We start from the raw sequence: 10,319 nt of genomic DNA on the forward strand, positions 1-10,319 counted from the left end.
GCTACTCATGGTGTTCTGACCAATGCGGCGATGGATTTTCAGCGCCGCGCCATCTCTTGGATGCAGGGTCACCTTGTGCGGCAAGGCCTAATTCTTTGCTAAGATCCAATCCCTTACAGCGCCAAGTTAGGCTGCATTTTCATAAATTGGTTTACGCCCGCCGCTCCAACGACGGGGTCTCTGCGCCGATCGTGCGCGCCTGGCCGTTCTTGTCATAGCTTGCAAGGCTGGATGCCGCGTTTCTGATCTGTGACAACCGCAGTTGCGCGGCGCGAATCCCCTTCAGTGCGGCCGACACAAGCTGCTGATTATCCTCGGCAAGCTGCATCAATCCCGCCAGGCGCGTGCGATCTGCACCTTCCAGCGTTTCAAAGACCCGCTGCTTGCGCTCAACGATCATGGCGATCTGGTCAAGATCGCCATTCAACAGCGCGTTGCGTTCCATGCGCAGGACATCTTCAAGGTCCCCGATCGGGTCTGTTTTCGGATCAGTGGTCATGGTTTGATTTCCCCAGGGCTTTGAACAATGTTTCTGCCAGGCCGATCCCACCGGCATGGGCCAGTGCAGTCGCCTGTTCGCGGCGCAGGAATGAGGCAAACTGTTCCTCGCCAATGCCACCGCCGAAGGTGCTGGACGATTCTCCCAGGCCGGCATGGCGCAGCATCTCGGTCAGGAACTCTGCCTCCAGGGCCACGGCCTTGTCGCGCAACGACGGCGCCTGTTCAGGCGCCTTCCGGGGTACCATCGGCAGATGAGGGGGGATTTTCACGGAAATATCTCCGGTTTGATGATGATATCCGCAGTTATTGCCCTGTTGAGGTAAAGAAGCGGTAACCTCCTGCTGGCATGATCGTCCCGTCATCGACAGAAGTTATGAGGATCATGGACCCGTTCGTTTCCGCAGAATTCGGCAAATCAGATGTCACCCGTGGATTTCGACCCGGGGCCGTGACAGGGCTTTTGCCGGAAGGCGCATCCGCTTTTGAACCCTTTCTGGCAAAAGAAACGGGGCAAATCAGGGCGTCTGATGCACCGCCGATCTTGCAGGTTACCTCCGATTCGCTGACTGCGCTTGTGTCGGCGCTGGAAAATGCATGCATTCTGCGGCCCGCCGCGGGCACGCCCGATGGGGCAACCGATAAAGCCCTCGGCACAACAGAAATTTGTCCCGAGGACGCGGATGCACCGATCTACGCCCTTGTCGAAAACCGCGTGGCCCGGCATGGGACCGGCAACCTCCCCCTTGCCGCCCCCCTGAAACCGATCGATCCGGTCGCGACACTGAACGCTGGGACATCCTGTGCACTGACACCACAGCCGTTTTTTCCCAGGCCGCAGCAGCTGGAAATGGTGCAGGACATAGCCCCGCAACCGGCCGCGACGTTCATGGAAAGCGATGCGGGAACACCGGATGCGCAGGGCCAGACGCTGGATGATTCGCAGGCAACGGGTCTGGCGCAACCCGCCGAGCCGCAGCCGGAAGGCGTTGACGAACCATCATCCCCCGCGCGTGGCGATGCCCATAGCATCCCCGTCCCGGAAACGCCGCACGGCGCGGCCAATACGCCATACAGCCCACCCGAACACGCAGCCCCCCGCCCTTCTTCGGATCGGGTGACGGCGGAGGCGAATCCAGATGCGGTGAACCGCGGTCGTGATGAAGGCGGCAAGGGGCGTCGGCTGCCCGGGTGGGATGCGATGGAACAGCCAGGCAGGGACCTTGGCGAAACCGCCGCACAGGTGAACAGAACCGCCGTCAATCCGCAGGATCATCGCCCCGCGGCAGAGGCCCGCCCCCACCGCCGGATCCCAACCTCTGTTTCATCGGGGGCAAATGCAGCAACCGACACATCCCCACACTATCCTGCGGGCCAGGAAACGCGTGACGACACGGGCAACGCGGTATCGGCGCCGGCTGAATCACAGACAAAGGCCATGCCCCCGCCCGCCCAAATCATGCACCCATCAATCACGCAACCGGATTCAAGGGTAGACACCAGAATTCCTGCAACGGCTGAGGTGCCCGCCCCAACGGTCGCGGAAGGAGGCAAAACGACGCACGCGCCGCCGCCACAAAGGATGGGCTTTCCCACACCTCAGGCTTCCCCGGCGCCCACGCCTGCGCCCGACTTGCCCCCTGACGACGCGGTCGATCCGCCCACCATGCCCGCCCCACCATCACTGGATGACCGTCCCGCACGGGAAGCACCACTTGGATCTGGTCTTCCCGGCTTGACGCGCCAGCTTGAAGCCGCGGATCCCACGCCTGCAAGGACAGCCTTTGACACGCCCCCCGGGACAGAACGCCCGGAACCAATGCTACCAATGACGGACCGGGCCGCACAGGCGTCGTCATTCACGCAAAATGCTTCGGGGGGCACACCGACGGCCTTCGGGGCACCGGCTTCCGAAGTCGCGCAATCGATCGGGCGACAGATGACCGTGGCGCTTGCGCAACCTGTCGAAAGCTCGGTTGAACTATCGCTGGCGCCCGAAGAATTGGGCAAGGTTCGCATGACGCTGCATACAACCGACCTGGGGATCACGGTTTCGGTCCAGGCCGAGCGTTCGGAAACGCTTGACCTGATGCGACGACACATCGAACAACTTGCCCGCGATTTTCGGGAACTGGGCTATGCTGCGATCACCTTTGATTTCGGGAACCCTGCTGAGCGCCGACAGGGGCAGTTGATGCAACGCGATGGACAGGCACAACCCACGCCCCCACCCGATCTGGCAACCGATCTGATGCCTGCGACGGTACGATCTTCCGGCTCTGCTGCGCCTTTGTTGGCGCACGGCCTCGACTTGAGAATGTAAGAGGCAACCATGGTTACTGCCATTTCCCCGGCTTCGATGCCAACCTCTGCCCAGACGCCGCAGGAAAAGCCCGCTGGCGGAATGATCAGTTCGGATTTTCAGACTTTCCTGCTCATGCTGACAACGCAGATGCAGAATCAGGACCCGCTTAATCCAATAGAAAGCTCGGATTATGCGGTGCAGCTTGCGACTTTTTCAGGGGTCGAACAGCAGGTGCGCACAAACCAGCTGCTGGAAGGCCTGGCCGCGCAGATGGGTGTTGCCGGCATCTCGCAACTGGCCGGTTGGGTCGGACTGGAAGCGCGGGCCGCGGCACCGGTGGCTTTCGACGGTGCGCCCCTGACCCTTGCCCCCAATCCGGCGACGGGCGCTGATCAGGCGATCCTCGTCGTCAAGGATGCATCCGGGAACACGGTCGCGCGCGACCCGCTTGCCGTTTCCGACGCGCCGATCCAGTGGGACGGCAGCCGCCTGAACGGTTCCCTGCTGCCCGCCGGGATCTATTCCTTTGAGATCGAAAGCTACAATTCCGGCGTCCTGCTGTCCTCGAACCCGGTCGATGTCTATGCTGAAATCCTTGAAGCGCGCGGCACACCGGAAGGGACGGTACTGGTCCTGCGGGGGGGCGCAACGGTTTCGGCCGCCGATGTCACCGCCCTGCGCCAACCGCAATGATCTTAAAGGACTTCGCCGACGATCAACCCGATCAGAAATATTGCCATTCCCATCGCTGCCAAGACCCAGGCATCGCGCGATCGTTGCCGGGGGGCTTCGGGCGCGATGCCTCCTTGCCGATCAAGGGCGTTCTCGACCGCGGCAGGCAAACGGGGTCCGAAGCGCGCCAGCACCTGAAGCGTTCGCACCATGTCGCGCAGCGCAGCGCGGGGGCCCAGATTTTCGCGAATATAACTTTCCACCACGGGATGCGCGACTTCCCACATGTTGATCGAGGGGTTCAGCGATCGTGCAACACCTTCGACAACAACCATGGTCCGCTGCAGCAGGATCAGTTCCGTCCGCGTCTGCATCCCGAACCGCTCGGTGACCTCAAAAAGATAGGCCAGAAGGCGCGCCATCGAGATATGCGTCGCATCCATGCCGAAAATCGGCTCACCCACGGCGCGCAGGGCAAGCGCGAATTCGTTCACGTCGCGATCGGCCGGGACATAGCCCGCCTCAAAATGCACCTCGGCAACCCGCCGATAATCGCGGCGAATGAACCCCATCAGGATCTCGGCATAGACCCTGCGGGTATATTCGTCGATCTGGCCCATGATCCCGAAGTCATAGGCGATGACATCGCCATTCGCGGCCGCCTTCAGATTGCCCTGATGCATGTCCGCGTGGAAATACCCGTCGCGCAGCGCATGGCGCAAAAACAGCTGCAGCACGCGTTCCGACAGCGCCACCGGGTCAAGCCCCGCCGCCCGAATGGCAGCCACATCCCCCAGCGGCAGGCCTTCGGCCCAGCCCATCGTCATCACCCGCCGGCTGGACAGGTGCCAGTGCGGGCGGGGAACGGCGAATCCCTGGTCCTTTTCCGTATTGGCCGCAAATTGCGAAGCCGCCGCAGCCTCAAGCCGAAGGTCCAGTTCCCCCATGACCACGCCTTCGAAATGCGCAACCACATCCGACGGGCGCAGGCGCCGCGATGCGGGGGACAGCATCTCGATCATCCTGGCGGCAAAATGGAACGCGTCCAGATCACGCCGGAAGGCGCGCTCGATCCCCGGGCGCAGCACCTTGATCGCAACTTTTTCACCCGTATCGGCGCGCCGGGCAGAATGCACCTGTGCGATCGAGGCGGCCGCGACGGGTTCAGAAAAATCCATGAACAGCCGGTCGACCGGCTGCCCCAGATCCGCCTCGATCGCGGCTTTGGCGACGGTGACGGGAAAGGGCGGCAGCTTGTCCTGCAGCACGCGCAACTGATCGGCCAGCTCCTGCCCGACCACATCCGGCCGGGTCGACAAAACCTGCCCGAACTTGATGTAGGCGGGGCCAAGCGCGGTGATCGCGCGAGTCACCGGCGGCAGGGCGGGGTCGCCGCGGTAGCCCAGCCATTTGAACGGCCAACCCATGATCCGGGCGACGAACCGCAGACGCGGGGTCACCTCCATCGCCTCAAGCGCGACCTTCATCGCGCCGGTGCGTTCAAAGGTTGCCCCGGTACGGATCAGCCGCCAGATGTTGTGGGGCCCGCGCATCAGATCTTCCAGCCCGAATGCAGGGCGGCGATGCCCAGGGTCAGGTTGCGGTATTTGACATTGGCGAAACCGGCCTCGCGGATCATCGCGGCAAAGGTGTCCTGATCGGGGAACTTCCGGATCGATTCCACAAGATATTGATAACTATCGCGGTCATTCGCCACAATCTGGCCCATCACCGGAATGACGTTAAAGGAATAGCGGTCATAGAGCCATTGCAGCATGTCATTCGGGATCTGGCTGAATTCCAGCACCATCAGCCGTCCCCCCGGGCGCAGGACGCGATAGGCCTCGCGCAGGGCATCGGGGATGCGGGTCACGTTCCGGATGCCAAAGCTGATGGTGTAGACATCAAAGGAATTGTCCTCGAACGGCAGCGCCATGGCATCGCCCACCACCCAGGAAAGCCGGTCGGCCATATCCTCGGCCTCGGCGCGCTTCTGCCCCTCGATCAGCATTGGCTCGGTCATGTCGCAGACGGTCGCCGTCGCGCCGGGCGCCCGTTTCAGGAACCGGAAGGCCACGTCGCCCGTGCCCCCCGCCACGTCCAGCAACCGTTGCCCCGGCCGCGGCGCCAGCCAATCCATCATGGCATCCTTCCACAAGCGATGGATGCCCACGCTCATCAGGTCGTTCATGATGTCGTATTTCGAGGCCACGCGCGAAAACACGCCATGCACCATGCCAGCCTTCGCGCCTTCCTCTACCGTCTGGAAGCCGAAATGCGTGGTCTTGTCCTGCCCGTCGTTCATGAGCCCTTGCCGATCCTGAATTGTCCCCCTTCTTATAGGGGCCCCAGCGCCCAAGACAATGCGACAGGAGAGACGATGCCCGAACTGCCCGAGGTTGAAACCGTCCGCCGGGGTCTTTTGCCGGCCATGGAAGGCGCGGTGATCGAACGGGCCGAGGTCAACCGCCCCGATCTGCGCTGGCCCCTGCCCGAACGCATGGGCGAACGGCTGACCGGCGCGCGGGTGGACCGGCTGCGGCGGCGATCGAAATACATTCTGGCCGATCTGGATACGGGTGAAAGCCTGCTGATCCATCTTGGCATGTCGGGGCGGATGCTGGTGTCCGGCGTCATGCTGGGTGGCTTTCATCTGGACCATCCCGCACCGCAGAAACACGACCATGTGGTGTTGCACATGGCAGGCGGGGCGCGTGTCACCTTCAATGATGCGCGTCGCTTTGGCGCGATGGATCTGGTGCGGACGGATCGGGAAGATGCCCATTGGCTGCTGGCGGGCCTGGGGCCCGAGCCTTTCGGAAATGCCTTTCATGAAGCCTATCTGGTCGAAAGGCTGAAGGGTCGCGCCACCCCGATCAAGGCCGCGCTGCTGGATCAGCGAATCGTGGCGGGGCTGGGAAATATCTACGTCTCCGAGGTGCTTCATCGCGCCGGGATCGACCCCCGCCGCCAGGCCGGTCGTATCGCCGCGCACCGGGTGGCCGGGCTGGTCCCGATCATCCGCGACGTACTGGCCGAGGCGATCGAGGCGGGCGGCTCGTCCTTGCGCGATCACCGCCAGGCGGATGGCGAATTGGGGTATTTCCAGCACGCCTTCCGCGTCTATGACCGCGAGGGCGAACCGTGCCAGACCTGCGCCACACCGATCCGCCGGATCGTACAATCGGGCCGGTCCAGTTTCTTCTGCCCGACATGCCAAAAATGACGGGCTGTCAGAGATGACTTGATAATCGGGGCGGTCCTGATAGGACTTGCCCCGAACAGAAGGAAAGGCATCGCAACATGGCCTACCAGACCCTGATCGTCGAGATCGAAGATTACGTCGCGCTGATCCGCCTTAACCGTCCCGAGGCGCTTAATGCCCTGAATTCGCAACTGCTGGGCGAATTGGGCGATGCGCTGAAGGCCGCGGATGCGAATGAAAAGGTGCGCTGCATCGTCATCACCGGTTCGGAAAAGGCCTTTGCCGCCGGGGCCGACATCAAGGAAATGTCGGAAAAGACCTTTGTCGACATGTTCTGGACCGATTTCTTCGGCACAGAGTCGATGCGGATCACCCAGACCCGCAAGCCGGTCATCGCGGCCGTGTCGGGCTACGCGCTGGGCGGTGGGTGTGAACTGGCGATGATGTGCGATTTCATCATCTGTTCGGAAACGGCGAAATTCGGGCAACCTGAAATCAACCTGGGCGTCGTGGCCGGTATCGGCGGCACGCAACGGCTGACCCGGTTTGTCGGCAAGTCCAAGTCGATGGACATGCACCTGACGGGCCGTTTCATGGATGCCGCCGAGGCGGAACGCGCAGGCCTTGTGTCGCGCGTGGTGCCCGTAGCCAAGCTGATCCCCGAGGCCATGGCCGCAGCTCGCAAGATCGCCGAGAAATCCGCGCTGACCGCTATGGTGGTGAAAGAGACGGTGAACCGCGCCTATGAAACCACGCTGAGCGAAGGTATCCTGTTCGAACGCCGGGTGTTCCACGCGCTGTTCTCGACCGAAGATCAGAAAGAGGGCATGTCCGCCTTCCTGGAAAAGCGTGAACCCCAGTTCCGCGACAAGTAGGCCGTTCCGTCGGTTAGGGCTTCCCTTCTGACGGAATTTGCCGTAAGGACGCCGCTTACATGCGCGTGAAGCCCGCTCAGGCTAGAATCATCCGGTTTCCTGGAAGAACCGGGCTTTGTTGCGCAATCGAATTGTAACAGACCCGGGAAGTGGGAAATACCATGGCTAATACGCCCCAATCCAAAAAACGCGCCCGTCAGAGCGAGCGCCGCAATGACGTGAACAAGGCGCGCCGTTCGCGCATCCGCACCTTTATCCGCAAAGTCGAAGAAGCCATCGCCTCGGGCAACGCCGAAGCCGCCGTTGCGGCGCTGCGCGCGGCCCAGCCGGAAATGGCCCGTGGCGTGACCAAGGGTGTGCTGCACAAGAACACCGTTGCGCGCAAGATATCCCGCCTGTCGGCGCGCGTGAAATCGCTGAACGCCTGATCCGGCGGAGCAAGCAAATTTCAAAGGGACGCGCCACCCAGGCGCGTCCCTTTTTCGTTCCGATGCCGCAGAACGTCAGCGCAGGCCCGGGACATGCCCCGGGACATACCCCTTGCGCGCAGCCAGCACCAAAGCCACCTTCAAACGGCAAAATCCGCGACGCGCCCGAGGCTGCGTCGCGGATTTTGTCATTACAAAACTGGTGTGACGAATCAAGATTTCATACGGGCAGGCCATGCTTAACTGCCTGAAATCATTGAAGTGGCTAATGCTCGGAATCAAAGAATGTGCCACTGGAATCAGATTGTCTTTCGCAACATCAAAAAAGGCCGCCAAGCAAAGTGGCGACCTTCTCAGTGACTGATCGGAATGTGCTCGAGAGGCGATTTAGGCTGAAGTTTGCGTCTTGCTCAGCTTCAGGTGCTAGTCAGCGAATTCTCGAACGCTTGGTAACTCTTCTTGATCGAGCGGAGGATGGTCACCCCATGTCGCTCCGACATAGAACTCTGCGTCCCAAGGCGTCCGCAACCCATCCACTACTTTTGCGGGAACAACATCCCTTCCTGCCAAAACCCTTTCGTATGTTTTGGGGTCAAGCGCTTGCCCTTGGAAGATGGCGCTATCTACATATTGTTCATATAGACGAAGGAGCAGAGCTTTGAACTCAATACGAGCATCTACATAATCGAAGGGGATTTGACTCCAAGCCTTGACCCTCGCGTGCTTGTATTTGGGGTGTGGCTTAAGCTTGATCGCGATGGAGATATTAACCTTGTCATGTTCGCTGGAGTAATTCAGCTGGTTTCCGACAAGATCGCGAGAATTGCAGATTGGGATATCCGATGCGCTGCTCTCGATCCTTCAGGGAATGGACCGGTACATTACCCGCCGCGATGGCGTGGACTGGGTCGAAAACCCGGCCGACCCCGAGGAAAATTTTGCTGACAAGTGGGAAGAGCACTCTGAGCGTCGGGATGCATTCCATGAGTGGCTTCAGCAGGCCCGCAGCGATTTCGCATCGGCACATCAGGCGCTCACTACAGACGGTGTCGGCGCCGTCCTCAGCGGACGCATAGGGCAGGGTTTGGTCGAACGCGCACTGGGGCGTCGCAATCCGGCCAGAAGGCCGGGTGTTCCCGCGCGCCTGGTCCGTGCGGTCAATCTCGTCCTTGCGCCAGCCTACATGCGAAAGCCGCGATGGCCGCAGGCTGCGGAAGGCCGCGTGACTATTCGTGCGGCGACCTTTACGCAGCAGGGTTTCAGGCCGCAGAACTTCGTGAGCAATGGCGCACCGCTTCCCAGAAATTGCAGTCTGCGTTTTGAGGCGGACACGACGGTGACCGGGCGTTTCAAGGTCTACTGGCAGGTCGTGAACACCGGGCGGGAAGCCGGTCGTGACCGCGATCCGCCGCGAGGTGCGTGTCGCCACCGGGGATGGGCCGGATAAAGCAGCGTTGTTGGCGCAGCTGGAGGGCCTCTACGGTCCGCCGTCTAACCTGCCGGACAGGGATGACAGGATGTGGCGGTGGGCTCTGGATCGCGCTTACGAGCCGATCCCGATGCCCGAGAACCCACTGATCCCTTCTTTGAAGCCTGCGCCCACGGCCTGCCGTCCGAGGGCCGGTTCGATTACCGTATTGCCCCGGTTCTCGGCGAGGAGCGCAAATGCGGGATGAGCTATGTCGCTGAATACCGGACGAAAGGCACCGAGACGATCACCATGACCTTCCGGCTGATCGACTACAATCTGATGGTTCAGGATCGCACTGCCGCTCGACCACAGATCGACGGAACCCTGGACGCAGCAACCCAACCTTCGGACATGAAGCTATGACCACGACAGCCGAAAAAGTGCAGAACATGACAGCGTGGCTGGATTTTCTGCGCGAGAACCCCGAACTTGACCCTGACACGGTGATGGAACTCCGCGTCCCGACGAGTGTGCATGTCGAGATCATGCGCAAGGCCACGGAACTGGGCGTAACGAACCTCGATGTGCTGCTCTTCGCGCTGGCCGAGGAGGAGCGCCAGCTTGCTGATCTGCGCGCCGAAGGCCTCGACATCCGCGTGCTGCATGGCGCGACCATCGAGATCGCAGGCGTCCGCATCATCGGCGCGACGCTCTGGACGGATCTGCAACTCTACCCCGAGTTCGACGACCTCGCGCGGATTATGGTCTCGGCCTACATGCAGGACTACCGCGCCATTCGCACCGCGCCCGATACCCGCTTTACCGTTGCCGACATGCTGGATCGCCACGCGCAGGACAAGGCTGCGCTGCTCACCGCCCTGCGCGCCCCATATGAAGGCCCAACCGTGGTCATGACCCACCACCT

Annotated in this window: 12 protein-coding genes and 1 pseudogene; 8 read left to right on the forward strand and 5 right to left on the reverse strand. The window is 61.6% G+C overall.

Annotated features, from left to right (window positions below; genetic code table 11):
* Positions 1-151: 151 nt before the first annotated feature.
* Both ACK8OU_RS13295 and ACK8OU_RS13300 read right to left on the reverse strand, forming a co-directional pair.
* Positions 152-499: a hypothetical protein gene (locus ACK8OU_RS13295; protein ID WP_410303898.1), complete on the reverse strand. Its 348-nt coding sequence runs from the start codon at positions 497-499 to the stop codon at positions 152-154.
* Positions 489-776, reverse strand: a complete 288-nt coding sequence (locus tag ACK8OU_RS13300; RefSeq protein ID WP_410303913.1) for a rod-binding protein — start codon at positions 774-776, stop codon at positions 489-491. Before ACK8OU_RS13300 ends, ACK8OU_RS13295 begins: the two co-directional genes overlap by 11 nt.
* 71 nt (positions 777-847) lie before the next feature.
* Between ACK8OU_RS13300 and ACK8OU_RS13305 the strand changes: the two genes are divergently transcribed.
* Together ACK8OU_RS13305 and ACK8OU_RS13310 are read left to right on the forward strand one after the other, a co-directional pair.
* Positions 848-2,821 carry a flagellar hook-length control protein FliK gene (locus tag ACK8OU_RS13305; protein ID WP_410303899.1) on the forward strand — a complete coding sequence of 658 codons (1,974 nt, stop codon included), beginning with the start codon at positions 848-850 and terminating at the stop codon, positions 2,819-2,821.
* Between the two features lie 36 nt (positions 2,822-2,857).
* Complete coding sequence (locus tag ACK8OU_RS13310) at positions 2,858-3,496, forward strand: flagellar hook capping FlgD N-terminal domain-containing protein (protein ID WP_410303914.1); 639 nt, start codon at positions 2,858-2,860, stop codon at positions 3,494-3,496.
* Between the two features lie 2 nt (positions 3,497-3,498).
* Here ACK8OU_RS13310 and ubiB read toward each other — a convergent pair whose 3' ends face one another.
* Together ubiB and ubiE are read right to left on the reverse strand one after the other, a co-directional pair.
* Entirely contained in the window at positions 3,499-5,028 is a 1,530-nt protein-coding gene (gene ubiB, locus ACK8OU_RS13315) for a 2-polyprenylphenol 6-hydroxylase (RefSeq protein WP_410303900.1), read from the reverse strand.
* Entirely contained in the window at positions 5,028-5,780 is a 753-nt protein-coding gene (ubiE, locus tag ACK8OU_RS13320) for a bifunctional demethylmenaquinone methyltransferase/2-methoxy-6-polyprenyl-1,4-benzoquinol methylase UbiE (protein ID WP_410303901.1), read from the reverse strand. The genes ubiB and ubiE overlap by 1 nt, the downstream gene beginning before the upstream one ends.
* A 75-nt stretch (positions 5,781-5,855) precedes the next feature.
* Here ubiE and mutM point away from each other — a divergent pair, with 75 nt between their 5' ends.
* The 3 genes from mutM (at position 5,856) to rpsT (ending at position 7,983) form a co-directional block, all read left to right on the forward strand.
* Positions 5,856-6,701 (forward strand): bifunctional DNA-formamidopyrimidine glycosylase/DNA-(apurinic or apyrimidinic site) lyase, encoded by an 846-nt coding sequence (mutM, locus tag ACK8OU_RS13325; RefSeq protein ID WP_410303902.1) that lies wholly within the window; start codon positions 5,856-5,858, stop codon positions 6,699-6,701.
* A gap of 77 nt (positions 6,702-6,778) precedes the next feature.
* The gene (locus tag ACK8OU_RS13330; protein WP_410303903.1) at positions 6,779-7,555 is read left to right on the forward strand and encodes an enoyl-CoA hydratase; all 777 of its coding nucleotides are present in this window, start codon (positions 6,779-6,781) and stop codon (positions 7,553-7,555) included.
* Between the two features lie 161 nt (positions 7,556-7,716).
* A complete protein-coding gene (gene rpsT / locus ACK8OU_RS13335) occupies positions 7,717-7,983 on the forward strand; it encodes a 30S ribosomal protein S20 (protein ID WP_410303904.1) in 267 nt (88 codons plus the stop codon).
* Positions 7,984-8,058: 75 nt separating this feature from the next.
* Here the strand turns inward: rpsT and ACK8OU_RS13340 are convergent, their stop codons facing one another.
* On the reverse strand, positions 8,059-8,319 hold the full coding sequence (locus ACK8OU_RS13340; RefSeq protein WP_410303905.1) for a hypothetical protein: 261 nt from the start codon (positions 8,317-8,319) through the stop codon (positions 8,059-8,061).
* A 487-nt stretch (positions 8,320-8,806) separates the two neighbouring features.
* Here ACK8OU_RS13340 and ACK8OU_RS13345 point away from each other — a divergent pair, with 487 nt between their 5' ends.
* The 3 genes and pseudogenes from ACK8OU_RS13345 to ACK8OU_RS13355 all read left to right on the forward strand — a co-directional run.
* Positions 8,807-9,430 carry a nucleotide-binding domain-containing protein gene (locus tag ACK8OU_RS13345; protein ID WP_410303906.1) on the forward strand — a complete coding sequence of 208 codons (624 nt, stop codon included), beginning with the start codon at positions 8,807-8,809 and terminating at the stop codon, positions 9,428-9,430.
* A 72-nt stretch (positions 9,431-9,502) separates the two neighbouring features.
* Positions 9,503-9,817: a hypothetical protein gene (locus ACK8OU_RS13350; RefSeq protein WP_410303907.1), complete on the forward strand. Its 315-nt coding sequence runs from the start codon at positions 9,503-9,505 to the stop codon at positions 9,815-9,817.
* Positions 9,814-10,319 (forward strand): annotated as a pseudogene (locus tag ACK8OU_RS13355) (hypothetical protein); the annotation flags it as partial. The gene ACK8OU_RS13350 and the pseudogene ACK8OU_RS13355, both read left to right, overlap by 4 nt.

This window comes from Pontitalea aquivivens, assembly GCF_046507575.1.
Lineage (GTDB): Bacteria > Pseudomonadota > Alphaproteobacteria > Rhodobacterales > Rhodobacteraceae > Pontitalea > Pontitalea aquivivens.

Excerpts from the sequence above, each read along its gene's own strand:
- ACK8OU_RS13330 (WP_410303903.1), top strand. The coding sequence starts at position 6,779 with ATGGCCTACCAGACCCTGATCGTCGAGATCGAAGATTACGTCGCGCTG.
- ACK8OU_RS13310 (WP_410303914.1), top strand. The coding sequence starts at position 2,858 with ATGCCAACCTCTGCCCAGACGCCGCAGGAAAAGCCCGCTGGCGGAATG.
- ubiE (WP_410303901.1), bottom strand. The coding sequence starts at position 5,780 with ATGAACGACGGGCAGGACAAGACCACGCATTTCGGCTTCCAGACGGTA.
- ubiB (WP_410303900.1), bottom strand. The coding sequence starts at position 5,028 with ATGCGCGGGCCCCACAACATCTGGCGGCTGATCCGTACCGGGGCAACC.
- mutM (WP_410303902.1), top strand. The coding sequence starts at position 5,856 with ATGCCCGAACTGCCCGAGGTTGAAACCGTCCGCCGGGGTCTTTTGCCG.
- ACK8OU_RS13305 (WP_410303899.1), top strand. The coding sequence starts at position 848 with ATGATCGTCCCGTCATCGACAGAAGTTATGAGGATCATGGACCCGTTC.
- ACK8OU_RS13295 (WP_410303898.1), bottom strand. The coding sequence starts at position 499 with ATGACCACTGATCCGAAAACAGACCCGATCGGGGACCTTGAAGATGTC.
- rpsT (WP_410303904.1), top strand. The coding sequence starts at position 7,717 with ATGGCTAATACGCCCCAATCCAAAAAACGCGCCCGTCAGAGCGAGCGC.